Annotated in this window: 19 protein-coding genes, 1 tRNA gene and 2 pseudogenes; 10 read left to right on the forward strand and 12 right to left on the reverse strand. The window is 56.9% G+C overall.

Translation table 11 applies throughout. From position 1 onward, the window contains the following. Window positions 1–83 precede the first annotated feature (83 nt). On the forward strand, window positions 84–620 hold the full coding sequence (locus C483_RS19795; protein ID WP_152419815.1) for a hypothetical protein: 537 nt from the start codon (window positions 84–86) through the stop codon (window positions 618–620). A gap of 80 nt (window positions 621–700) precedes the next feature. Beyond that, window positions 701–919: a hypothetical protein gene (locus C483_RS02205; protein WP_006651711.1), complete on the forward strand. Its 219-nt coding sequence runs from the start codon at window positions 701–703 to the stop codon at window positions 917–919. 193 nt (window positions 920–1,112) lie between these two features. Here C483_RS02205 and C483_RS19300 read toward each other — a convergent pair whose 3' ends face one another. The 3 genes and pseudogenes from C483_RS19300 to lrp all read right to left on the reverse strand — a co-directional run. After that, the gene (locus C483_RS19300) at window positions 1,113–1,550 is read right to left on the reverse strand and encodes an IS630 family transposase (RefSeq protein ID WP_083860378.1); all 438 of its coding nucleotides are present in this window, start codon (window positions 1,548–1,550) and stop codon (window positions 1,113–1,115) included. Then, window positions 1,489–1,674, reverse strand: a pseudogene (locus tag C483_RS20695) (winged helix-turn-helix domain-containing protein); the annotation flags it as partial. The pseudogene C483_RS20695 and the gene C483_RS19300, both read right to left, overlap by 62 nt. A gap of 60 nt (window positions 1,675–1,734) precedes the next feature. Next, a pseudogene (lrp, locus tag C483_RS20700) lies at window positions 1,735–2,175 on the reverse strand (HTH-type transcriptional regulator Lrp); the annotation flags it as partial. A 190-nt stretch (window positions 2,176–2,365) separates the two neighbouring features. On the opposite strand from lrp, the gene C483_RS02220 reads away from it, so the two are divergent. After that, window positions 2,366–3,241 carry a hypothetical protein gene (locus tag C483_RS02220; protein WP_006651714.1) on the forward strand — a complete coding sequence of 292 codons (876 nt, stop codon included), beginning with the start codon at window positions 2,366–2,368 and terminating at the stop codon, window positions 3,239–3,241. 1 nt (window position 3,242) lies between these two features. On the opposite strand, the gene C483_RS02225 is transcribed toward C483_RS02220, so the two are convergent. Genes C483_RS02225 through C483_RS02235 form a run of 3 tightly spaced genes read right to left on the reverse strand, consistent with a single transcriptional unit; the run spans window position 3,243 to window position 6,196 of the window. Further along, a complete protein-coding gene (locus C483_RS02225) occupies window positions 3,243–3,995 on the reverse strand; it encodes a hypothetical protein (RefSeq protein ID WP_006651715.1) in 753 nt (250 codons plus the stop codon). Window positions 3,996–3,998: 3 nt separating this feature from the next. Then, the gene (locus C483_RS02230; RefSeq protein WP_006651716.1) at window positions 3,999–4,931 is read right to left on the reverse strand and encodes a hypothetical protein; all 933 of its coding nucleotides are present in this window, start codon (window positions 4,929–4,931) and stop codon (window positions 3,999–4,001) included. Further along, window positions 4,931–6,196 carry a hypothetical protein gene (locus C483_RS02235; protein WP_006651717.1) on the reverse strand — a complete coding sequence of 422 codons (1,266 nt, stop codon included), beginning with the start codon at window positions 6,194–6,196 and terminating at the stop codon, window positions 4,931–4,933. Before C483_RS02235 ends, C483_RS02230 begins: the two co-directional genes overlap by 1 nt. A gap of 302 nt (window positions 6,197–6,498) precedes the next feature. On the opposite strand from C483_RS02235, the gene C483_RS02240 reads away from it, so the two are divergent. Both C483_RS02240 and C483_RS02245 read left to right on the forward strand, forming a co-directional pair. Further along, window positions 6,499–6,684: a hypothetical protein gene (locus C483_RS02240; protein WP_049912378.1), complete on the forward strand. Its 186-nt coding sequence runs from the start codon at window positions 6,499–6,501 to the stop codon at window positions 6,682–6,684. A gap of 555 nt (window positions 6,685–7,239) precedes the next feature. Beyond that, window positions 7,240–9,252 carry an SWIM zinc finger family protein gene (locus tag C483_RS02245; protein ID WP_006651718.1) on the forward strand — a complete coding sequence of 671 codons (2,013 nt, stop codon included), beginning with the start codon at window positions 7,240–7,242 and terminating at the stop codon, window positions 9,250–9,252. 331 nt (window positions 9,253–9,583) lie between these two features. On the opposite strand, the gene C483_RS02250 is transcribed toward C483_RS02245, so the two are convergent. Continuing rightward, window positions 9,584–10,054, reverse strand: coding sequence for a hypothetical protein (locus C483_RS02250; protein WP_006651719.1), 471 nt, complete (start codon window positions 10,052–10,054; stop codon window positions 9,584–9,586). 114 nt (window positions 10,055–10,168) lie between these two features. Here C483_RS02250 and C483_RS02255 point away from each other — a divergent pair, with 114 nt between their 5' ends. Both C483_RS02255 and ppc read left to right on the forward strand, forming a co-directional pair. Continuing rightward, the gene (locus tag C483_RS02255) at window positions 10,169–10,948 is read left to right on the forward strand and encodes a hypothetical protein (RefSeq protein ID WP_241431459.1); all 780 of its coding nucleotides are present in this window, start codon (window positions 10,169–10,171) and stop codon (window positions 10,946–10,948) included. A gap of 701 nt (window positions 10,949–11,649) precedes the next feature. After that, window positions 11,650–14,364, forward strand: a complete 2,715-nt coding sequence (gene ppc / locus C483_RS02260) for a phosphoenolpyruvate carboxylase (protein WP_006651721.1) — start codon at window positions 11,650–11,652, stop codon at window positions 14,362–14,364. Window positions 14,365–14,432: 68 nt separating this feature from the next. Here ppc and C483_RS20190 read toward each other — a convergent pair whose 3' ends face one another. Then, entirely contained in the window at window positions 14,433–14,594 is a 162-nt protein-coding gene (locus C483_RS20190) for a hypothetical protein (protein ID WP_160166247.1), read from the reverse strand. 7 nt (window positions 14,595–14,601) lie between these two features. Then, window positions 14,602–15,555 carry an AAA family ATPase gene (locus tag C483_RS02265; RefSeq protein ID WP_006651722.1) on the reverse strand — a complete coding sequence of 318 codons (954 nt, stop codon included), beginning with the start codon at window positions 15,553–15,555 and terminating at the stop codon, window positions 14,602–14,604. Between the two features lie 202 nt (window positions 15,556–15,757). Between C483_RS02265 and C483_RS02270 the strand changes: the two genes are divergently transcribed. The 3 genes from C483_RS02270 (at window position 15,758) to C483_RS02280 (ending at window position 18,189) form a co-directional block, all read left to right on the forward strand. Beyond that, a tRNA-Ser gene (locus C483_RS02270) sits at window positions 15,758–15,842 on the forward strand. A 579-nt stretch (window positions 15,843–16,421) separates the two neighbouring features. Further along, window positions 16,422–17,906: a 4Fe-4S ferredoxin N-terminal domain-containing protein gene (locus C483_RS02275; RefSeq protein WP_006651723.1), complete on the forward strand. Its 1,485-nt coding sequence runs from the start codon at window positions 16,422–16,424 to the stop codon at window positions 17,904–17,906. A gap of 79 nt (window positions 17,907–17,985) precedes the next feature. After that, complete coding sequence (locus C483_RS02280; RefSeq protein ID WP_006651724.1) at window positions 17,986–18,189, forward strand: hypothetical protein; 204 nt, start codon at window positions 17,986–17,988, stop codon at window positions 18,187–18,189. A gap of 27 nt (window positions 18,190–18,216) precedes the next feature. Here C483_RS02280 and C483_RS02285 read toward each other — a convergent pair whose 3' ends face one another. The 3 genes from C483_RS02285 to C483_RS02295 form a co-directional block, all read right to left on the reverse strand. Continuing rightward, the gene (locus tag C483_RS02285; protein ID WP_006651725.1) at window positions 18,217–19,752 is read right to left on the reverse strand and encodes a (R)-citramalate synthase; all 1,536 of its coding nucleotides are present in this window, start codon (window positions 19,750–19,752) and stop codon (window positions 18,217–18,219) included. Between the two features lie 486 nt (window positions 19,753–20,238). Further along, window positions 20,239–20,607 (reverse strand): DUF192 domain-containing protein, encoded by a 369-nt coding sequence (locus C483_RS02290; protein ID WP_006651726.1) that lies wholly within the window; start codon window positions 20,605–20,607, stop codon window positions 20,239–20,241. A 119-nt stretch (window positions 20,608–20,726) separates the two neighbouring features. Beyond that, window positions 20,727–23,288 (reverse strand): methyl-accepting chemotaxis protein, encoded by a 2,562-nt coding sequence (locus C483_RS02295; protein WP_049912379.1) that lies wholly within the window; start codon window positions 23,286–23,288, stop codon window positions 20,727–20,729. Window positions 23,289–23,407 lie beyond the last annotated feature (119 nt).

The following is a 23,407-nucleotide window of genomic DNA, read 5'->3' on the forward strand; positions in this document are numbered from 1 at the left end:
GCCAGGTTGAACTTCGGCGCTGGTGTGCTATCGCAGTCGACGCAGCCTACAGTGAGTTGGTTGAGCCGCCAACGCTAACTGCGATGACACAGGCGTACTGGAACGAGTGGCTCTGGGCAGGCATTACCAACTACAAAGGCCAGCCACGCAACGATGAATATACGGACCGACTCAGTGCAAAGGCATCGAAATTCGGCTGGGACTGGGAACTTACCTGCCCGCTTTGCCGACGTGACATCTCCTGTCTCAAGCAAGATGTCTCTGACTTCGACGGGAGCCTCGACTATCATCACTGGTCGACAAATCCCGACCGCGGTATCACGCTCTGTCGTGAATGCCATGATATCATCGGCTTCGACAGCTACGACAACCAAGTTGAACAGCGTGCTCATCAGTGGGGATTTCGATCGCGGAACGATCTCCAGGTCATTCGCTTGGCCCTCCGCGAATCGATTATGACCGATCAGCCCCTCAGACGGAACATGGCTGAACAACTCGTCGATCGGTACAATCTCATCCAGTCAGTGAGCGAAGTTCGTACCTTGCTCGAAGTAGTTCTACAGGATAATACGCTATATGATCGATTTGTGGATGACTCACTCTGGGCTGATTCGGGATAATCGCAAGGAGGGAAACCTGCCAACTCGATTGAGACCCTTCCTGTGAAAACTCATGTACTCAGCATCATGATTCAGTGACAATGGACGAAGAAGACCTTCAAAAAACGCTAGACGAGGCTCGGCGTGTGTTCGGGCTCACCGATGACGATCCGGAATATCTCGCCAAATGTCCCGGATGTGGAGGCGAGGTACCAGTGTGGGATCTCGACGAGCTACCGATGGGCTATGAGTGCTTTAGCTGTGCTGCAAACTACAAAATTATGGGACAAGACGATATTGAGCTTGTTCAAGAATGGTGACTTCAAACACAGGTTCGGATCTGCTTCATAGCTCACAATGGTAGGTGAATGTGCATATTCGGAGATATACTCAGAGACAGAGGTATTGATAGATTCCTGGTGGACTGATCAATTCGAGTGCTGTCCAGACTGCTGATCGAATCTCAGCACAACTCCCGAAGTAGCGGTTTCCGAGGGTGAGTTTGAACTGCCGTCAGTACTCTTCGGTTGGGTTCAGGTCCGGCGATCCAGTCGGAAAATACACCAACTCGATCGGTTCATCAGCGGCGAAGTCCTTCACCGCCCCAGCGGTGAAGTACGTCGCCTGATCCAACAGGACGACCAGTTTCTCGCCGAACTCCGCTTGGAGATGCTCCAGAAAGCGGATTGTCACCTCACCGGTGAACGATCCGCCACACGCTAACACTGTCGTCTCCCCGTACTCAGTGAGTGCTCCCAGCAGGTTTACTCCCTCGCGAGAGGCCGACACGCCCACGGTCGGCCTCTCGCCAACCGGATACCATGCTGCGTAGAGATCCGCTCCAACCGCTTTCCGTGTCTGATCGATCGTAACAACCGTTGCGTCCTCGTCACGGTGGCCTACTTTTTTCGACTGTCTCTTTGAACTCTTCGCGTTCGTCTTCGTCGGCAGAGGCCGGCTCCGGCCGGGGTCTCTTCGACGAGACCCCGCCCTTGTGCATCAATCGGCGGACGTGGCGGCGGGAGAAGGCGACATCGAACGCTTCGATGAGATAGTGTTGAGCAAGAACTGTGCTCCAGGCTGGATCATCGTACCCGGCTTCTTCGGGTGGTTCATGGAGTACAGCGGTGAATTGCTCGAACTGTTCGTTCTCGCTTACGGCGTTGAGGACAATGCTCGTGTTCGACTGGTTGATGCCGGGATCGGTGATCAGCTGCTTGATCTCGTTGTTCATGTCGTCCGTGTCTTTGAATTTGTCGATGGCGATGATATCGTAGTCGCCGGTGACCTCGTAGACCGAGATCATTTGCTCGTGATCTCGTAGAGTCTCTGTGATCTCCTGAAGTGCGTGTCCTTCAGCTTTGATCTGCATGATGGCGGTGACATCGTATCCGGCTTTGTCGTAGTTGATGATCGGTGTGTATCCCCGGATAACTCCTTCTTCCTCGAGATCGGAGAGATGGTTAGAAATAGTTGTGACGGAGACGTCGAGTTCTTCGGCAAGGCTGCGGAGGCTGGATCGTCCGTCTTTGAGGAGTTCGTTTACGAGGTCTTGGTCCAGATTTTCGTACGCCATTGTATATTTTGAAGTACTGCTTATATTGGGGGTTTTTGAATAACCAGTTTCAGGCTTTTTTTGGAACGTTGAAGACCCCATATATTTTCGTCGGCCATTTCACAGGCTTTCGACGAAATCCGATAGAATTGTATCGGAATAGGCACGTTCATAGGATGACAGTACATCGATATCCGCTAACCTGGAAAATATGGATTTACGACTGATAGGGAAGTGGTCGGTGATCACCTTTCTTTCCAGCGTTGTTATTGCTGGTATTCTGCAGGGTGCGATCTACGGATTAGAACGCTGGGAGATCGCAACAATCGCACTGACCCTTACTGAGTCAGTGTATGTCGCAGCTTTTTCCGGCATCGTACTCGCTGGGACGTTGTATTCCTATTTGAATGATGACCGGTTGATTGTGGTCCCACTTCTAACCGTGCTTGGAGCCTTGATCGTGGTGTTCCTATACATCTCTGATGCCAAGGATACTTTTGAAATTCTGATCACTGCAGTAGCCACGCTTGTAGCGACTCTGATCGGGGTTAGTCAGGCGTTCCGGCTCGATCGCCAGGCAGAGAAGAAAGCCCGAGTCCAAGAAGCGACCGATCATTTGAACGCGGTGAAAAATGAATTAGAGCTGAATAAAGAGATCGCGGAGAGGAATTATCGGATCATCTCTAAGCTTCAGTCAGAGGATCCAGAGTCGGCAACACATTATACGTTAGAGAAGTTCTCAACAGAAGCATGGGATGCAGCTGTAAGCGGCCAGATTAACACTACTATTGATAGCGAGTTCCATTCTGATATGAAAGAAGTCTATGCTGACGCCGCCTCCACCAATGAGTTGATTAATAGGCTGCGAACTGAGCAACTCCATCCTTCTATTGGGGAAACAGAAGAGATGGGGGTCGGCGAATACAGGATCTGGACGATAACGGTCACACATTGGTCGGAAGAGACAGGCGATATAGAAGAGTCTCCACTGGGGGTGTTGATTAAGGAGCGGAGTAACTCGCTGAGGGTATCTATTGAAGGCAAACTTGGGAAACTGGAGACAAGGGTTTCTTCACTGCAGGGATAGTCTACTCTTTGACTCGGGGGGCGATTATCATGTGTGAGGTTATTCCGCTTCTCTTTGATTCGAGTTTCAGCACCCCCTCATTTCCAATAGATAAATCGATCTCATGCGAATTCATCTCTTTCAGGAAAGAATGGACCGGGTCAATGGCGTAACGATATTCAAAGTCCTGGAGATCATCGCTGTAGATATTCTCCATTACTTCTCCTTTCCCATCCACCATGTCAGAGACTGAAATCCAGAGTTCGCCGTCATCATGCTGTAACTCTACAACATTCGATATTTTCCCCATCATGTTCAGGTTCTTCCGGAGCGGCGGCCTCTCTAAGGACCCGATTTCTTTTGAGGAGTGTAGCGATCTTGCTTCTTGGAACTCAGATTCCGAGATTAGGAACAGTGTGAACGTAGTGGGGGTTGCAAACCAGCTTTCCATGATTTCTATTTCGAACTGATCCCGATCAAAACGTAGTTCGACTCGGTCGACATCAGCACCTTTTATCAGCGATCTCAGTGTTTGAGATCCGAACGAGAATCGTGCATTTTCAGCGACCTCGATATCAATATCGGAGTTGTCATCCCGTAATTCATGGAGCACCTGTATCGAGGATATATGCCGGGCGTAGATCTTGATCGAGTTGTCCTCATTGGCGAGTAGATGAATATCGATTGGTTGGTCGTCTGCTGCTTGAGATACCTCGTGCAGACTGTCTAAGATCTTGATCAAATTGTCCCGTTTGATCTGGATTTTCGCAATCATAGGTTATCCGGAAATCTCCAGGTTGTCTTGGATATCTCTAAGGATTCTGTTGCAGTACCTTGGTTCTTTGATTAGGGATTCCTTTTTCCATTTGTATTGGTTTTGGTCCTTGCTTTTCTCCATGAGATTGAATCGCCGGAGCATACTGCTCATGTATTTCTGCCAATGTTTTATTCGCTCTTTGCGGGGAAGATGCCCGAGCATTGGCGGATTGATCTGGGTCATGATACGGTCAATATCGGCGAAGTCTACTTTTGCTACTCGTTCTCGTGAGCAGTGTTTGATAAGACGGTTGCAGAACTCGAATTTTAACAGGGCTTCGTCAGTGTTTCTTGTGAAGTGGAGGAGATCGCTGCTGTTAGGATATACTTCGAGCTTGTTACAGATCGTGTCCTCTAAATCCATGTTCGAGTGTGTTCCCAATTCTTTCCAGATTCTGGAAGTGCCGTTAGAGTTTATCAGCCAAAGGATCAGATCGTTCTCTGAGATCATGTCTGAGATTGTGGCTTCGAATTTCTGGTAGAGGTCTTGCGATAATGTGATGACGATCTCGTGATGTGAGGGTGTGAAGTCATGACCATGAAGTTCCACATAGTTCGTAACCATCTGATCGGTGATATTGGCGTATTTGAGTGCGTCAGAGAGCCGGTCTTCGATTTCTATTTTCTTCTGTGAATCGTTCTCGAATTGGGTATGAAGGTTTGAGAAATCCTCTACTGTGATATGTTGGACGTCGCCTGTAGAGTTGAAGGCTAGTAAGTCCGGTTCGTAGGTTTCAGATCCGTTTTCTAGTTTGGGATCTGGATAGCCTGAGTAACCGTAGTCGCAGAGCTGTGTGCCCCAGCTGATCTGCCGTGAGTAGAGTGCATAGATTTGGCTGAGGTACACAGTGTGGGGATCATTCCATGAGAGCTGCTGATAGGGTGATACCGCCATTACTGTCCCTCCTCCATGATTCCGTCACTGCCAGATTCAGAAGGGGTCATGATATCCATGTCCTCTATGTCGATGATATCCTCCCTGACCCGGGGATCATATTTCTCTTTTATCTTGTTGTAGAGGTATGTGAGACTGGCTGTTGATGCAGTAACGGGCTTGATATAGAGAGCTGGCCGGGGTTCGCTGTCCGGTTCTTCTACTGAGGTGAAGAATATTTCAAATCGGCCTTCGTCGAAGGGAGTATTTGTTTCGGCTAAGAATTCTAGATCATCTCTGCCTTTGACTACTCCGTATAGATCGACATCTGACTGGCCTACTGTCAGCAAATTAGATAGCTTGATGCTGGCCTCTGGGGTGTACTCTTTTTCTGTGAAAACTAATTTGAGAACTCGTGGAGGCCTGTATTCCTTGAGCTGGATGATCCCGTGCTCATTTTCTTCGTATTCGCGTTTTGGGATCACTTCTTCTAGCTCATCATAGGCTCCGCGCTGGCTCTCCAGTTCCTCAAATAAGTGGAATGTAGCGCTGGGTGATCCAGTCCTATGAACTACTTGGCCTTCTTGCCGTATGGTTACGCGAGATGAGGGGGAGCTAGCTTGTACGCCGCCATCTTGTCGGAAGTCGCTTTCCGGAGGGATTTGGTATTCGAATCGGGAGCGGGAGATCTCTGATTTCTCGAGTAGGTCTTTTTGGACTCCTTCTTTCAATGCGTTGTCTACCAGCCATCGTGGTGTCTTGAGGTTGAATTCGATTTCTTGCTCTACGAATTCGTTGATGTTGTCGAAGTAGTAGTCGTGGAGATGGTCGGGGATGTCGGAGTCGTGTTGATAGATCCAGTAGGGATCCCATCTACGTTCTATTGAGACGCTTTCGTCCTTCGGTGTGTAGGATTGGTAGAGATCATTGATTTTGTCGCCCTCAAAGCTGACATCTAGCATCCATCCGACGCGGTTGTGTATGTCGGATAGTTTGTTTCTTAAAGACTTGTTTGTGCTACTTGAGTAGGCGATCAGCCAGCGTTCTTCTGAGAGGCTCCAGAGTAGTATTGGCGAGCTATTGACTCGTACTATGTGTTCGTCTCCTTCTGTTTCTCGGAATGACAGCTCATTTTCATTGGTTCCCAGCTTCTGGAATAGGTCTTGTATATTTGTCTTGGTTAATTCTTTTGAGGCGTAGTATTGGTTGAGATAGATGTTTCTTCCTTCATCGATATCTTCTTTGAAGTAGGCCTTTGTGGTTTCCTTTATTGTTTCTATACCCATTGAAAATCACTCCCCGGGTTAGTGGCAACTACTTAGAGCATTGCAATATAAGTACCCTTTCTATCCGCGTTAGATCTGCTCTATGTTTTGTTATTATGGGTTCTTGAGTTCCCTACTTGATGTAGATCGGTAGCAGTAGTCGGTAGCACTATTTCTTTATCCAGTATTAGATGTGAAATCATATTCAGTATAGGTGAAACACGGAGCAATAGGACGAACATGGGCTATACCATACTTAGTTAAATTAGAAAAATAATATGAGCGAACATTTATCATGTGACTCTTCCAACAATCATGTAGACATGGCGAAGTATAGCAACCAGTCATCTTTGGTTACCGCGTTCGCAGTCCTCATCGCCGGTGTCGCAATCATTGGAACACAGTTTTTTGGATGGGAATGGGGATCAGGACAGCTAATACCATCGATTATCGGCGTCGTTGTTGCTGGGGTCGCCGTTGTTGTTGCCGCCAGACGCATATTGGAGTGAGTGAACGATTGTTAGAATCGTTAAATGTCTGAATGCAACAGGAACTTTGACTCACTTACTGCTGCTCAATACGCATACATAGTTACCAGTACAGGGAATGTCTGTAGTGAAGTAGCGTGGGTTAGTTTGTTTGTCTATCGTGGATTCTCTGGTATGTTGGATACATCCAAACCCAGATAACCACTCCAAAAATACATATAAACACCCAAGAAGGGCCAGTCCATTGACTAAGGAAATATTCCGACGGAGATTGTTCCCGTATAAGAGCAATCAATCCGCCAATACTGACAAGCCCTACAATATACAAAATGATGAATAAAATGTGTCACGGACAAATGAAGGTTCCAGACCCCCTTATTTGCACTCTCGAATAATAACCCTACTGCCAGTCAATACGCATCTGCACTTACCGGTCACTCCCTTTCATAGATTGAGTCAGATGGCGTGCGACATTCGCGCGTTCTATCTTGCACGCCTTTTTTGACAAGAGTCGGATAAATAGACCGTGCGAGGGTTTCTATGCTACGCTCTTTCATAGAAGAAGATAGGCCAGTAATGGAGTACCCGACTCGATCAGAAATTCGTTCGCTCTGTACCGAACAGTCCTTCGAACGAGGCGTCAAGTACTATGAGCAGGGTCGGATTCAAGCGCTGGAGATCGACGCTGGAGAAATCACTGCAAGCGTTCGTGGATCCCACGATTACGAGGTCTCGATCGATATCGACGACAACACGATTCGGACCGTCTGTAGTTGCCCCTACGACTACGCTGGAGACTGTAAGCATATCGTCGCTGTACTACTGGCCGTCGAAGAGCGATCATCCGAGTCAACTCATGAGTCAACCGAACCATCAGTCAGCTCCGAGACGGTCGATATTGAAGCCCTGATTGATCAGACACCCGAAGACGAACTTCGGACGTTTCTCCTCGATATCATCGAGCACGACCGCGATATTCGTGATCGCTTCGTCGCATTTGCTGGTAAAGAGACCGGCAAGACCCTCTACGATTACAAGCAGGATATCGATCGCCTGTTCGAGGATGCAGCCGGTCGTCACGGTATGATCGAATACGATATCCACATCGACTTCTCCCAGTATCACGACCTGGCGGCGATGAAACGAGACCGTGGGAACGTTGATACGGCGACCGATATCTACCGTGCGTTCGCGGAGACAATCCGCGAAAATATGAATCGAATCGACGACAGCAGCGGGCACTACGGTCGAGAATTGAACCGTGCCGTCGAGGGGTACGCTGACACGATCGTCGACCAAGAGTATGAACACGCACAAAAGCGACCGCATATCGAATATCTCTTCGAGGAATTTATCCAGGCAGACTACGGCTTTGCCAGAGAGGATTACGACGAGGCATTACGCACGATCTGTACAACAAGGGCGGATCTCGAGTACTGGCTTGAGCTGTTTGATGCACACGTTTCGGGTGGCGACCTCGATCCAGTTGCCCTCGAAGCGTCGGTCGACTCGACAGCGGATACGGCACAAGGTGAGTCCCGAACAGATGTCTCATCGGAGGACGAGACAGCGGTTTCGAACGCACAGACTGACGAGGAAGCCGACACAACTGACGAATATGAGCGAACTGACGAGATTCTCTATACCTCGGATTTCACGACTGGACCGCTCTCGATGGATGACTTTACTGGTGGTACGATCGACGTCGATCATCTTGCAGTCGGTCCACTGGAACTCGAGTACTTCGTCGGTGATGCCTTCGACGAGTTGCACGTGGACGTTCTCACGACTGTTGAACGACACATGGCAAAGGTCGAATCATCGATCTCCGACGCCTCCGAGTCAGATCTCGTCTCAAAGTTTCAGAAGTGGCGTATCCTCTCGACGTACGTGTACGTACTGGAAGAGTTCGGTGAGGAAGGGGTTCTCGACACCCTGTACGAGGAAATTCACCTCGAAGACAAACGATTCTGCAAGGCGTACGCCGAACGGCTGATCGACCAAGATGACGAAGAACGTGCACTAGAAGCCGTGGAACACGGAATCAATACCTTCCGGTCGACTACAGATCCACGTTGGCTCGCGGCCGACCTGTACCAAGATCGAGACCCAGACAGCTACAAGACGTTTCTGAAGCAACTGTTTCTCGATCATTCTGAGTGGGACGCCTACGACGAACTGAAGGAAGCCTGTACCGATCGCGAATGGGCGTCGATATACGGGGAGTTCGAGCAAGAACTTCACGAGAATGATCGACAGCGGCTGATCTCTATGTACGTCCACGAGATGGATCTAGAGAAGGCGTTTTTCGAACTGAAGGAGACTGAAAACCTGTCGTGGATTCGTCGGTACCAGAATCCCGTTGCCACAGTCGATCCGAACGAGTATTTCGAGCTATATCGGGAACAACTGATCCCGTTTGCGGCTGGTGATACTGGACGTCGACACTACCGGGAAATTGCAGACCACTTAGAGACGATACAGGAGTTGGTTTCTGACGCCCAGTTCGAAGAGTTCGTCGAGTTTCTTAAAGAGCAGCATTCGAATCGGCCAGCATTCCTCGACGAACTCGAAAAAGCTGGGTTTTGAGTCACTCGGCAACTTGCTTGAACTCCCTATCGCGACCGACGAACACGTGGACATCTGGTCCGTCTGCTATCGCAGTCAACTGGTCTACTGTAGCCGGAACAGCGTCAATATCCAGTTCCCAGGGAACCGTATTGAATACGATCGCAAGAGTCCTGTCTGTATTGTTGCCCGTATCGGGTGCTAAAAGACGTGCGCGACGACTTGACGAGAAAGTGCATAGCCTATGGCGTCACACCTCACGAAGCGCCTATCTTACCAAGAATTAGGTTGTCTTCGTTCGAATCGATTGGTAAGGTTGGAGCAGTACGGCGAACTCTACGACGAGTGAGGACTACCTTCCCTCTTCGGGCGCTGGTTCTTCGAATTGGAGCGCCTCTTGGACGGCATCAGGAAGCGATGGCCGCGGAGCTGTTTCGTGTCGGCGAACTTTCTCTGATTTGTTCGTCTCTTCGTAGACTGCCCGGGCGACCGGGACACCACGAAGGAAGTTGTGTTCGTACAGTACGTCGACGCCACGTTCGGTTGGGCCCCAAAACCGAGACGGCAGATCACGTGTGGAGATGTTCGGCTCGTGGACGTAGACGTCCAAGAGGCCGGCCTCTTGAAGCGTCTCGAGTTGATCGAGAATCGCCCCCTCATTTTTCTGGATCATGTAGGTGAGTTCGGCAAGCGACGCGAGGTGGTGAGGATGGCCCAGCAAACACTGGACGATCAGGTGACGAGTCTCCTGGGAGAGTAACTCCCGCATTTCGCGTTGCTCGGCGAAAGGGTCATCGAAGACATCGTCCGCCGTATGGCTCATAGTGGACTGTAGCATAGCTCTGCATTTAACGATTTGGGACAACTAAGTGAGTACATATCCCAAATAACTAAGTTAATCAGAAGACGTATCACTGTACCAGTTGTCGAACGAAATATGACAACTCCATCTGTACCGCCGAACGCCGGACAAATTATGGGTGCTGTCCGTCGCGCTCTGCGCAACGTTGATGTCACACCGACAGAAGCGATGGATATTCTCTCGTGGGCACAGGACGAACTCCCAGCCATCTACGAACGGGATCAGACGGCATATCTCGTCTTGGGAAGTTATCGGTCGCCCTATATCCGCCGGGTGCGGTCGGTAAGTGATCGACTCAATCGCCGCTACGGGACCTATGCCTTCCTGATCGGCGATCTGGACGATATCGATGTCTCACGACTCCCCGAGTTTCGCGTCAAGTTTCATCTGACAGCGGCGCTCGCCGACTACATCACGACCATTATCGAGCAGGATGCAGGCGGCGAGATTAACGAACTGGGCAAACTTTCGGAGACAGAATATTTCAGGAAGACGCATGTCCTGCCGCGAGGCTACCGGTGGGACACAGAATCAAATCTTCGAGACAGGGAAGACGTATTCGCTGCAGCGGCTCAAATCGAGGCCGCAACTGGTGCTGACGAGGAGACGAAGCAGTCCGAGTTATCGAAACTTGTCGATCGAGCCACTACGGCTGGGATTGACGTGACTGTCGATGATCTCACAGAGTGGCTTGCCGATCATGAGTTAGCGGTTCCCTCCTACAGCTGGGTCCAGTTGAACGATTTCAGACTGTTCGAGTTGCAGGACCGGTGTTACCCATGGCTAACCGAAGATGAGTTGGTAGAACGAACAGACGAATTACCAGGTTCTCCGCGACCTCAGTGGGAGGAATGATAATGACTTTACATATATTTAGAGATTTCGATTTTTAGCCAGTAGAGTATGGAGATAATGGCGTGGCTGTATTGGTTGGCAAATTAGATGTTCGGGGTTTGTCCGCGTCTTTTAAATACCGAAATCGTTCATCGAATGTGGATTGCCCATAAGGCATCGCTCCGGGGATTTATGTAGAAAGGCCCGAAAATAACTGGTAGCCACCGAGTCAGAGTCAATATAGACGGGAAAAACCGAGATCGGCCGTACTTGCTTGCGATTTCCGTTTGTGAGCGAGGCGTGCCCTCTCACGGCAATGACCAGGGTTCGAATCCCTGTCGGAGCACTTCTTCACTTTCGATACGTTGCCGAGCCACTGCAGTCGTTGTTTTACAGAATCGGGTACCGAGCCCGGCTCTGTCCCGTCTGATGCGGGACGCACTCGAGCGCCCCAAATTCGATACACGCCAATTCGAAATTGAATGGTGGTGAACTCGATTTATATCCTGTGTCTGGATAGTCTTCAAATATTGTTTTCCAAATTGTAGTAAATCTCCATGGTGTGGGGGCTGTTGTCCCTGTTGAACCTGTCGCTACAAATAAACGAGATATCGTGTGTCAACCGTTCACTCAAACCATCGGTAACTATCACGGAAAACGATGGATGACGGCCGTCTAACGGCCTGCAAGGCTTTTTTACTATCCGACTACACGTCTTTGTTATGCAACTCCACAACAGGGATGTCCGACAGGACGTCCGAGAACTCGGTGCACTACTCGGCGACGTTCTCGAGGACCAGACCTCACGACAGGCCTTCGAGACGGTCGAATCGTGTCGGCGAGCGGCAATCGACTACCGGGCTGGCGAACTCGAGTCCCGTGACTCACTCATCGCCGAACTCGAGGGACTGTCGCCACACCAGCAACGCATCGTCGCGCGGGGGTTCACCTCGTACTTCGAACTGATCAACCTGGCCGAAGAGCGAGAGCGGGTGCGCTCGATCCGCACTGAGTCCCAGGAGGGGACACTCGAGGACAGCCTCGAAACGGCGGCGGCAGAACTCGGTGAGGAGGATATCGAGACGGTACAGCAGGTACTCGATGACGTGCTGATCGAGCCCACGTTTACGGCGCATCCGACCGAGGCGCGACGCAAGACGGTCAAGTCGAAGCTACGCGCGATTTCGATGGCACTCGAGACGCTCGACGAGCGGCTGTTGACCGACAAGGAGTCGGGGCAGGTCTGGGCGGACATCGACTCGGAGGTGACGAGCCTCTGGCAGACGCCCCAGGTTCGCAACCGCCAGCCCGAACCGGAGGACGAGGCCCGAAACGTTCAGTGGTACCTGCAGAACACGCTGTTCGACGTAGTCGGTGAGATTTACGACGAGTTCGCCGACGCGATCGACGAGGAGGTGGCGAGCGACCTCGATATTCCGAAGCTGTTCGAGTTCCGCTCGTGGGCCGGCAGCGACCGCGACGGCAACCCCTACGTGACGCCGGACGTGACCGCGCGGACGCTCGAACGCCAGCGGTCGGTCGTCCTCGACCGCTACCGGGAACAGCTCAAACGGCTCTCTGGTGTGTTGAGTCAGGACGGCAGCCGGATCGACCCCGGCTCCGAGTTCCAGGCGGCACTCGAGTCGGATCGCGAGCGGCTGCCGGGGACCGCCAGGACCGCGGCGGAACGCTACCCGGACGAACCCTACCGCCAGAAACTCAAGCTGATGCGCGAGCGGCTTGACCGCGTGGGTGACGTTCGACCGGGCGGCTACGACGACGCCGAGGAACTGCGAGCCGACCTCACGGCCATCGCTACGAGCCTGCGGGACAACGGCGCGGCGAGCGTCGTCGAGGCCCACGTCGATCCGATTCGACGGCAGGTCGCCACGTTCGACTTCTCGCTCGCGAGTCTCGACCTGCGAGACCACCAGCAGAAACACACCGACGCGATCGCGGAGGCACTCGAGTCCGAGGGGATCGACTACCACGCCCTGTCCGAAGACGAACGGGCGGAGCTGTTGACCGACGCAATCTTGCAGGACGAACCGGTGATCGACCTGGCCGATGCGGTGAGCGACGATCTCTCGGACGACTCCGCGCGCGTTCTGCGGCTGTTCGACAGCCTCGCCGACTGGCAACGCGAGTACGGCGTCGAGGCGATCGACACCTACTGCATCTCGATGACCGAGGAGCCGAGCCACGTCCTCGAGGTGCTGTTCCTGGCCGACCAGGCCGGTGTCGTCTCGCTGCCGGAACACTGTGGTATCGACGTCGTCCCGCTGCTCGAGACCGAGTACGCGCTTTCGGGGGCGCGCCGGATTATGGGCTCGCTGTTCGAGAACGAGGCCTACGTCCAGGCGCTCGAAGCGCGCGGGCGCACCCAGGAGATCATGCTCGGCTACTCCGACTCGAACAAGGAGAACGGCTTCCTGGCGGCGAACTGGTCGCTGTACAAGAATCAGCGTCGGCTCGGCGAGATCTGTGACGACCACGACGTGACGATGCGGCTGTTCCACGGCCGTGGTGGCTCCATCTCGCGGGGTGGCGGCCCGATGAACGAAGCGCTGCTCGCGCTGCCAAACAGCACCGTGACGGGCCAGGTCAAGTTCACCGAGCAGGGCGAGGCGATCGCCGAGAAGTACGCCAACCCGCGCATCGCCGAGCGCAACATCGAGCAGATGCTCAACGCCCAGCTTCGGGCGCGCCTCTACGCGAAAGACCAGCCCGAAGACGAGATTCGCGAGGAGTGGATCGAGGCCATGGAGACAATGGCCGACGCGGCCCGCCGCGAGTACCGCGACCTCCTGGAGAGCGACGGCTTCGTCCGGTACTTCGAACAGGCGACGCCGATTACCGTCATCGAGGACCTGGACCTCGGCTCGCGGCCCGCCTCGCGTTCCGGCGAGCGGACCGTCGAGGACCTGCGGGCGATTCCGTGGGTGTTCTCCTGGACCCAGTCCCGGTGCATCCTGCCGGGCTGGTACGCCATTGCGACGGGAATCGACGCGTACCTGGATGGCGATGGGCCACAAGACGACGGCGGCGACGTGGAGACGCTCCAGACCATGTACGAGGAGTGGCCGTTCTTCCGAACCACGCTCGACAACGCCGCGCTCTCGCTCTCGCGGACCGAACTCGAAATCGCCGAGCAGTACGCGAACCTCGCGGACGAGGATCTGCGCGAGCAGTTCTTCCCACGGCTGACCGGCGAGTACGAGCGCGCAGCCGACCTGATCACCGACATCGGCCAGCGCGACCAGCTTCACACCCGCGACTGGCTCGGTGAGAACCTGGAGCGACGAAACCCCTACGTCGACCCACTGAACCTGCTTCAGACGTACCTTCTCGACAGAACCCACCGGACCGACATCGAAGAACGAACGCTCCGGCTGACGGTGAAGGGGATCGCGGCGGGGATGAAAAACACTGGGTAAGCATACGTTCGACGGCGTACGGTACTCGAGTACGGCCTCGCGCTACTCGCTACTCGGTCTCTCTTTCACTACTCGAGGCGGTGGAACTGATACAGTTCGAGCGCGAACCCAATGAGACCGACAGGGAGAGCTAGCAGCAAGAACGCGCCGCCGAACTCGAGTGCCAGTTCGCCGAAGCCGCCGACGAGCGCGAGTACGAGTGCGAATCGCTGGAACGCAGCGCCGATCATCTATTGGCTACTCCTCGACAGTCGGCACCGGCACCGACTCCAGCACCCCACTGACAACCTGCGACTTCGCGACGCCGTTGACTGTCGCATCCGGTGTCAACACCAACCTGTGGGCCAGTACCGGCTGGGCAACGCGCTTGATGTCGTCCGGCGTCACGTACGATCGACCGACAATCGTCGCATACGCCCGTGCCGCCTCGAACAGCCGCTGGGTCCCGCGCGGCGACACGCCCGTCTCGACGCGGCCATCCGCGCGGGTTTCGCGGGTGAGCGCGGCAACGTACTCGAGGAGATCTTCGTCGACCCGAACCGTTTCTGGTACCTCCCGGAGTTGCCCGACCTGATCGTGTTCGAGGACGGCCTCGACGGACGGGCTGGTCGTCTCCCGGTCGGCGCGGCGGCGGAGGAGTTCGACCTCGCCGGCTTCGTCGGGGTAGCCCATCGACGTTTTGACGAGGAACCGGTCGACCTGTGCTTCGGGGAGCGGGAAGGTTCCTTCTTGTTCGACGGGGTTCTGGGTGGCGATGACGACGAAGGGGTCGGGGAGCTGGCGGGTTTCGCCGTCGACGGTGACCTGGCCTTCCTCCATGGCTTCGAGGAGGGCGGCCTGGGTTTTCGGCGGCGCACGGTTGATTTCGTCGGCGAGGACGACGTTCGCGAAGATGGGACCTTTGTTGAACTCGAAGGTGCGCTCGCGCTCGTTGAAGATGTGGGTGCCGGTGACGTCGGCGGGGAGCAGGTCGGGGGTGAACTGGATGCGTGAGAACGAGAGGCCGAGCGCGGTGGCGACGCTGCGGGCGGTGAGCGTCTTGCCGGTGCCGGGGACGTCCTCGACGAGGACGTGGCCGCGGCCGACGACGCCGACGAGGATGTCTTCGGGGAACGCGCGGTCGCAGATGACGGCGTTGTCGATGGTCTGGAGGACGGCCGAACACTCGCTACTGGCCTGGGTGACGTCCATGGAAACGCCGTCGGCCGCTCGTGTCAAATGAGTTTCGCTCGCGGTGAGTTCCGTCGTGCGTGGGCGGGGGCTGTGTCCGTCTGTGTTCGTGTATGCTCGTGGTAGTTCGATCGCTGACGTTCGATAGAGTGTCCGTGAACCGCTCCCAACCTGGGAAACAGATCGAAACCGGTAAAAACGATACCCGAGTACAAACAGGTGAGCCGAGATAGCCTAGCCCGGCCAAGGCGGCAGATTCGAAATCTGCTGTCCTCACGGACTCGGGAGTTCAAATCTCCCTCTCGGCGTTTTTGGAGCAACAAATCGATGAGCGGCGCATAGCGACGCGAATCAACGAGTTGCTGCAAAACGACACAGAGATTTGAATCAGGGAGGTCGCACGCTCGCGAACGAAGTGAGCGAGAGCGTCCGACTGTGGTTCAAATCTCCCTCTCGGCGTTTTCCGCGAACTAACACCTCTGAGCACCGCGTAGCGTGTGCTCAGAATCCGTGAGCGAAAACGCTCACGGGAATTTGAACGAGGCCAGACGCGCGCAACGAAGTGAGCACGTCTGGACGTTGTTCAAATCTCCCTCTCGGCGCTTCTACAGCAACCAACACCCACGAGCAACGCCTCACAGCACGGCGAATCTGTTACTGCAACCCGGTTCTCACCAGCAGTAGCGAATACAGGGTACTCGAGTACTCCGTCTTTCCGCCACCTTCGAGACAGTCGCTTGCAATAGGTAATCACTTTCTTGCAACCGCTGGCGTCGCCGTCACCTGCAGGGTAACGCCTTATTCGCGTTCGTCTGGTCGATGGTTGTGTCAGTGAGTACCAATGGGAACAGTTGTATTCGACCGACGACAGGGGGTGAGCGGCCGCGATGACTGACGATGGCGGGCGAGACGAGGAACCACTGGACGACGGATCCGCTGCCGATGGAACGCGGGCTGACGAGGAGGCTGAGTCCCCGGACGAACTAACGGACACCGGCGAACTCTTCCACCCGCTCGGAGAGGATGTCCAGACCGACTTCCGTGAGATGCTCGAGGACACCGAGTACGACGCAGATCTCGGGATGGAGATGGCTCGAGACGCGATGCGGCTCACGAAGGGCGAACTCTCCGAAGAGGAGTTTTACGACCGGTATCACGAGGACGTGGTCGAGGAGTTCGGCGAGGACGATCGGCCGATGGCCGAACGAATCGAAGACGCCCGAGAGAACGGCACCCTCGACGATGCGCTGTCACGGTTCGGCACGGACGACGAATCCCGTCGCGACGTAATCAAGAAGATGGGTGTCGGTGCGGGCGCGTTCGGGCTCACGGCCTGGGGTGCGACCAACGGTGACGAGCACGAGCCAGCCGTTGGTGCGGCGCAGGACGACAACGGCGACGAAAACGGTGCAGACGGGGACGGGATCCAGTGGGGGATGGTCCTCGATCTCGAGACCTGCGACGGTTGTCTCTCCTGTGTCGTCGCCTGTAATGACGAGCACAACTGGAACGACGGGGCGAACTGGATGTACGTCCTTGCCTACGAGGACGGGACCGTCGAATCACCGGACGAAGAGGAGTTCGACGACACGCGTGATTTCAACTATCTGATTCGGCCCTGCCAGCACTGTACCGACGCCCCCTGCGAGAAGGTGTGCCCGACGACGGCGCGCCATACTCGCGAGAACGGTGGCCTCGTTCTCACGGATTACGACGTCTGTATCGGCTGTCGGTACTGTCAGGTCGCCTGCCCCTACGGCGTGAACTACTTCCAGTGGGAGAACCCTGACACCGAAGCGCCATCGGAGGAACTCGAGGAGGACATGATGTTCGACGAGCGCGGTCGTTGGGTGAGCGGGCGCGGGCCACGCGGCGTCATGGAGAAGTGTATCTTCGACCCGGCCCGACAGGACGGCCAGATGGGCGAGGAGATGGTGGGGACAACCGCTTGCGAGGACGCCTGTCCGCCGGGCGCGATCCAGTTCGGGGACATGAACGATCCCGAGAGCGATCCCCAACAGTACATCCAGAACGTACCGCTCGCGAGGGCACAGGAACACGATCCCGACGACGAAGAGCTTCAGGAGGCAATCGCAATCGTCGAGGGTGAAGAGGAGGGGGCCGACGAGGACGATAATGGCATGACCGAGGAGGAAGCGATCCGACTACTTCGTGGCGAGTACGGCGACAACGACTCCTCGTTCAAGCTGTTAGAGGAGTTCGGGACCAATCCGAACGTGATCTACCTCGGGAACGAGCCGGGACCAGACGCCGAGCAAGTTCCCGGACCGGTCGCCTACGACGATGTCGGACAGGTCGACAACCGGATGGACGTTACCGAGGAACGAACCGTCGACGGCCTCGACCTCTGAGTCGTGACGCCGAGCGGCTCCGTCCCCCTCAGTCGTTCAGACTCGTTGCGTTGATAATGATTCACTCGTACGGATTCGTATGAACACTCGCGGCCGCCTCTTCGTCGGCCTCCTCTGGCTCGGTGTCGCCGGTCTGATGGCGACGACGATCCTCGTCGAACCCGGCTTTTCGGCATCGGCGAGCGAACTCGCTCGACTGTTCGTCGTCGCGCTCGCGCTCTTTCTGGCCGTCGTCTACCTGTTCGATCCGTGGAACGTGCTGAGTCGACAGCCGTTTCACTGATCCGGCCGCTGACAACGTAATTCTCGCTCAGTCGTCCGCCGGCGCGAGCGGCCGCTGATCGACCGCAAGCAACCGGTCGAGCGCATCGACCATCGCCTCGACGCTCGCGCGCGTGATGTCCGCCTCGCTTCGGGCAACCGTCACCGAGCGATCGTTTCGCACCATCGTCACCTCGACAGTGACGACCGCATCCGTCCCGCCCGTCACCGCGTCGACGTGGTAGGACTCGAGTTCGGCGTCGGCTGAGGAGCCAAGCGCCTCCCGGATCGCAGAGACGGCCGCGTCGACGGGACCGGAGCCAGTACCGCTCGCGACCCGTTCCTCGCCGTCCACATCGAGGCGGATACTTGCCGTGGGGACCGCACCGCCGCTCGTCGCCGTCAGATCGAGCAGGTCGACGACGCGCTCGCGGTCGTCGCCGGTCACGTCCTCGGCGATGGCGAGCAGGTCGGCGTCCGTGACGCGCCGGCCGCGGTCGCCGAGTTCGGTGACCCGCGTTGCGATTTCGGCCACCTCGTCGTCGCCGGCCTCGACGTCGTGCTCCTCGAGTGTGGCCGCGACGCCGGCCCGGCCGGTGTGCTTGCCGAGGGCGAGTCGGCGCTCGCGGCCGACGGTTTCGGGCGCGTAGGGCTCGTACATCTTGTCGTCTTTGAGGGTGCCGTCCGTGTGGATGCCGCTCTCGTGGGTGAACGCGTTCTCGCCGATGACGGCCTTATTCGGCGGAAGTTCGACCCCGGTCGCCCGCGAGACGCGCTGTGCGAGGTCGTACAGCGACTCGAGGTCGACCGTTTCGACGTCGTACACGTGCGAAAGCGCGATGGCGACCTCCTCGAGTGCGACGTTGCCAGCGCGTTCGCCGAGGCCGTTGACTGTGCAGTGGACGAGGTCCGCGCCGGCCGAGACGGCGGCGAGCGCGTTCGCCACGCCGAGGCCGAGATCGTCGTGCGTGTGCGCGCTGACTGGTCCGAGTTCGGCGAGCCGGGAGACGGCCGCCGTCGTGTGTTCCGGGCCGGTGTGGCCGACCGTATCGGCGAAACAGAACCGATCCGCACCCGCATCAAACGAGGTTTCGGCCAGTTCTGCGAGGTAGTCGAGATCCGCGCGGGAGCCGTCCTCGCCGATCACCTCGACCCAGAGGTCGTGCTCGGTCGCGTACTCGACCAGTTCGGCCGTCGTCGCGAGGTTATCTTCGCGTGAGGTGCCGACCTTCCCCTCGACGTGGCGATCACTCGAGGGCACGACGATGTGAACGCCGTCGACGCCGCACTCGAGTGCCTGGTCGACGTCGGCGCGGATGCCGCGACAGAAGCTGGTGACGAGGGCGTCGAGATCGAGGTCGGTGACGCGGGAGATGGCGCGGCGTTCGCCGGCGCCGGTGCAGGCGCTGCCGGCTTCGATGACGCTGACGCCGGCGCGCTCGAGGGAACGGGCGAGTTCGACCTTTTCGTCGGGTGAGAGCGAGACGCCGGGGGCCTGTTCGCCGTCGCGGAGGGTGGTATCGAGGAGTTGAACGGTGCGGTCTGGGTCGATCGTCTGGTCGGGGGTTGGTGTCTGTGAGTGCATTGGAGCGGTGGTGTCTGTGGTTGTGGCTGTTGGTGTGGTTGTGGCTGTGTCTGTGCCCGTGGCCGTCGCTGCGGTTGTGGTTGTGTCCGTGGATGCGTTCGCCTCTGTGGATCCGTCGCTGTTCGCGTCTGCGTCAGTGCCGTCGCTCCCGGTAGTGGCAGCGGTGGCGTCGTCGCCAGTGGTAGCAGCGTCGGACGCAGTATCAGTTACTGTCGATGCAGATGAAACAGAAGCAGTGGTAGTGTCAGCGTCAGTTTCAGTAGCAATCTCAGTCTCAGTCTCAGTACTACCGCGAAGAACCGAGGCGAGACTACGTGTCCCGTATAATTTCGCGTCCAGCCGGATCGCTCCGACTTCCTCTATCCTCCGGCGGTGAGACCGACTGCGAATCTCGTGCCATTGTACCTCGGTCTACTGTGGCACACGTTCTTAAGCACGTCGGCGACGGTACTTTCTGCGCCGTCACCTCACCCAGTTTGCACGACGTTACTCTTCGAGCAGCGCTACCTCGTCACCTGGCTCGACACCAGCCGCAGCGCCGGCGGGTAACTCGAGTATCGTGTCTGCGTGCTCACGGGCGAAGCCGCGCCACGGGCGAAGTTGCTCGACGCGCTGGACGACGCCATCGGCGACCCAGATGACGTCGAGCGGGACGAAGACGAACAGCATGTGGACGTCGCGGGTGCTCGCGTCGTCGAAGCGGAAGGCGAGCGCGAAGTTTTCGGGGAGCGAGCGGCGGAACATGAGACCGCGAGTCTGGGCGAGCAGGGAGTCTGCGAGGTCGATCTGGGTGGCCAGCGTCGTCCGGTCGTCTGGGGATGCAACTGAGCCGTCGGCGGCGTGAACGAGGCGCACGACTGGGCGTCGGCGTGCAACGAGCAAAAAGACTGTCAAAACGGTGGCTGCTGACTGTGGTCGGTTGTATCCGTGTCCGCTGGCGTCTCCGTGACGTCTCCGTGAGGTGACGGAGACCGTTACTCCTGGTCGCCGGTGAATTCGAAGACGTCGGCTTCGGCGTCAGTGTCTTCGTCGTCGCTGGCAGTGGTGTCTTCGGCGTTAGTCTCGTGGTCGCCGCTGCCGTCGCCGCCTTCGGGATCGTCGCTGCCGCCCGTCACGCCAGCGGACTCAGCGGTGGCGATACTATCGCCCTCACCAGCCACCGTCGCATCGAGCAACGCCGCCTCTCCAGCGTTTGCAGCCGCATCGGTCTCGAACCGGTCGAGCGCCGCCGAAAGCGTCGTCGCCTGCTGGCTCAACTGCTGGGCCGACCCCGTCACTTCCGTCAGCGCGCTCGTCTGCTCCTCGGCAGCCGCGGCGACCGTCTCGGCCTCCGCGGTCGTCTCCTCGGAGATCGAGGCGACTTCGTCGACCATCGCGACGACCTCCTGGGTCGAGGCAGCCTGCTGTTCGGTCGCCGCCGAAATCTCCTGCACGCCGTCGTTCGTCTCCTGAGCGTACGTGGCAATTTCCTCGAGGTCGTCCACGACGGTCGTCACGAGGTCGTTCACGCGCTCGATTTCGTCGGTCGTCTGGTCGACCTCCGTCGCGGAGCGCGCCGTCTGGGACTCGACCGCCTCGAGTCGCTCGTCGATCTGCTCTGCGGCCTCCTTGACGTCCTGGGAGAGCTCCTTGACCTCCTCGGCGACGGTACTGAAGCCGCCCGTGTCGCCGTCGCTGGCGGAACGTGAGGCCTCGATGGAGGCGTTCAGCGCGAGCATGTTCGTCTGTGCCGCGATTTCGGTAATCGTCTCCGTGAGTTCTGCAATCTGGTCGACCTGCGTCTCGAGTTCCTCGAACTCCTCGACGACTGCCTGGTGTTCGTCTTCGAGGTCCTCACAGGCGTCGATGGCTTCCTGTGCGGTGTCGCTGCCGTCGCGGCTCGTGGTGGCCGTCCGCTCGGCGAGCGTCGCGACCTGACTCGAGGAGGCCGCGATTTCTTCGGTCGTCGTCGAGAGCGTGTTGAGTTCGCTGTCGATCGACTGCAGCGACTGGTGCTGGCGGTCTGCCCCATCGGAAATCTCCTGCACCGAGGTGCTGACCTCCGCGCTTGCGGTCTGGACTTCCTCGCTGGAGGCGGTCACCTGCTCGGACGCCGTGGCGACGTCGGTCGCGAACTGCGAGAGCTGGTCGACGGTCGTCTCGAGTTCCCCGAGCATCTCGTTGAACTCGGTGGCGATGTCGGCCATCGCCTCGTTCTCGCTTTCGGGGTCCATGCGAGTGGTGAGGTCGCCGTCGGCTGCGGCCTGCATCACCGTGCTGTACTCGTCTGCCTTCTGCTCGAGATGGGTGTTGATCCGGTTGACCCGCTCGCGCTCGGCCTCGGCCTCGTCACGAGCGTCTTCGGCCTCCTGAATCGTGTTCTTGAGTTCGACGCGCATGGAGTCGAACCCGTCGTAGAGCTGACCGATGTTGTCGATCCGGTTGGACTCGAGTTCGACGTCGAGATCACCGGCTTCCATCTGCCGTGCCTTCTCAGTCAGGCGATCGACCGATGCGGCGGTGTTGCGCCCGATGATAGCCCCGAGGACGGCGATGATGAGCACGCTGGCGAGCGTGATCAGCGCGCCGAACTGGCCGATCGAGTCGACGACGCCGAGTGCCTGATCCTCGGTGGTGTGGACGAGAACGGTCCAGTCCTCGCCGGTCGTGTAGTAGCCGACGACGTAGCCACCCGGTGAGAAGTCGTACGGCTCCTGCTGGAGTGCGTCGGTCGGTGCCTCATCGAAGCGGAGAGCACCGAGTGAGTTCTCCTCGGCAGTATCGAGGAGTTCCGCGTTGCCGTACGTCTCGCCGAACGAGACGTTGTCCGGATCGCTGCCGTAGCCGAGGTAGGCGTCGTCCGCGATGATCCGCCCCTCGTCGTCGACGATGGTGACGACAGTTTCAGACTGCCAGACGGTCGGCGAGTTCGACGAGCGGTCGGCCAGGTCGAACGTCAGCACGACCGCTCGATCAGTACCGGGAATCCCGACGTAGTACGAGCGAACGGGCCGTTCGTCAAAGACGAGCGAGACATCGTCCTCGATCAGGTAGGGGTCAGTCCGCTGAACCGCGTAGGCCGAGGCCGACTCGAGTTCGTCCGTCTCTGGGAACGCGAGTTCCTCGAGGGACTCCGCACCATCGGTACCCGCGAGAATGTCACCGGAGTCGGTGCTGGTATCGACGTAGAGTGCATTGACTCTGGTGTTTTCGGGGAGTTCACTGTAGACGTCCTCGAGGTAGCCGTCTATCGCTGCGAGGTCTTCGCCATCACCACCCTGTCCCTCGTTTTGAACGGCGGAGAAGATCGGTGCCTGGGCGGTCGAGAGCAAGAGCTGGTCGTTGCGGTCGTTCCAGTTCTCGATCTCGGTTGCCTCCTGGACGGCCTGATCCTGTTGTTCGTTGAGTACCGTCTGCTCGACGGTATCGGTGATCATCGACGTTTCGACGATGCCGATGGCACCGACTGACAGTCCGATGACGAGCAGCACAATGCCAAACTTGAGCGCGTATCGTCGCCTGATAAACGACGGGACAAGTCGCCGTACTCTACTCATTGTACTCTCCTTCTTCTAACAATTCTTATGTCTGACGAAGCTACTGTCAATTAATGTGATACGTGTTCGCACCCACCGTCAGACATGTCCCCACGTAGCGTCCGGTGGGTTCAAGCCGA

Origin of the sequence: Natrialba hulunbeirensis JCM 10989 (genome assembly GCF_000337575.1) — an archaeon.
In the GTDB taxonomy this organism is placed as follows: domain Archaea; phylum Halobacteriota; class Halobacteria; order Halobacteriales; family Natrialbaceae; genus Natrialba; species Natrialba hulunbeirensis.

Bases quoted from the DNA above. Each gene is read 5' to 3' on its own strand.
- C483_RS19795 (WP_152419815.1), top strand. From the start codon at position 84: ATGACACAGGCGTACTGGAACGAGTGGCTCTGGGCAGGCATTACCAAC.
- C483_RS02205 (WP_006651711.1), top strand. From the start codon at position 701: ATGGACGAAGAAGACCTTCAAAAAACGCTAGACGAGGCTCGGCGTGTG.
- C483_RS02220 (WP_006651714.1), top strand. From the start codon at position 2,366: ATGGATTTACGACTGATAGGGAAGTGGTCGGTGATCACCTTTCTTTCC.
- C483_RS02225 (WP_006651715.1), bottom strand. From the start codon at position 3,995: ATGATTGCGAAAATCCAGATCAAACGGGACAATTTGATCAAGATCTTA.
- C483_RS02230 (WP_006651716.1), bottom strand. From the start codon at position 4,931: ATGGCGGTATCACCCTATCAGCAGCTCTCATGGAATGATCCCCACACT.
- C483_RS02235 (WP_006651717.1), bottom strand. From the start codon at position 6,196: ATGGGTATAGAAACAATAAAGGAAACCACAAAGGCCTACTTCAAAGAA.
- C483_RS02240 (WP_049912378.1), top strand. From the start codon at position 6,499: ATGGCGAAGTATAGCAACCAGTCATCTTTGGTTACCGCGTTCGCAGTC.
- C483_RS02245 (WP_006651718.1), top strand. From the start codon at position 7,240: ATGGAGTACCCGACTCGATCAGAAATTCGTTCGCTCTGTACCGAACAG.
- C483_RS02250 (WP_006651719.1), bottom strand. From the start codon at position 10,054: ATGAGCCATACGGCGGACGATGTCTTCGATGACCCTTTCGCCGAGCAA.
- C483_RS02255 (WP_241431459.1), top strand. From the start codon at position 10,169: ATGACAACTCCATCTGTACCGCCGAACGCCGGACAAATTATGGGTGCT.
- ppc (WP_006651721.1), top strand. From the start codon at position 11,650: ATGCAACTCCACAACAGGGATGTCCGACAGGACGTCCGAGAACTCGGT.
- C483_RS20190 (WP_160166247.1), bottom strand. From the start codon at position 14,594: ATGATCGGCGCTGCGTTCCAGCGATTCGCACTCGTACTCGCGCTCGTC.
- C483_RS02265 (WP_006651722.1), bottom strand. From the start codon at position 15,555: ATGGACGTCACCCAGGCCAGTAGCGAGTGTTCGGCCGTCCTCCAGACC.
- C483_RS02275 (WP_006651723.1), top strand. From the start codon at position 16,422: ATGACTGACGATGGCGGGCGAGACGAGGAACCACTGGACGACGGATCC.
- C483_RS02280 (WP_006651724.1), top strand. From the start codon at position 17,986: ATGAACACTCGCGGCCGCCTCTTCGTCGGCCTCCTCTGGCTCGGTGTC.
- C483_RS02285 (WP_006651725.1), bottom strand. From the start codon at position 19,752: ATGCACTCACAGACACCAACCCCCGACCAGACGATCGACCCAGACCGC.
- C483_RS02295 (WP_049912379.1), bottom strand. From the start codon at position 23,288: ATGAGTAGAGTACGGCGACTTGTCCCGTCGTTTATCAGGCGACGATAC.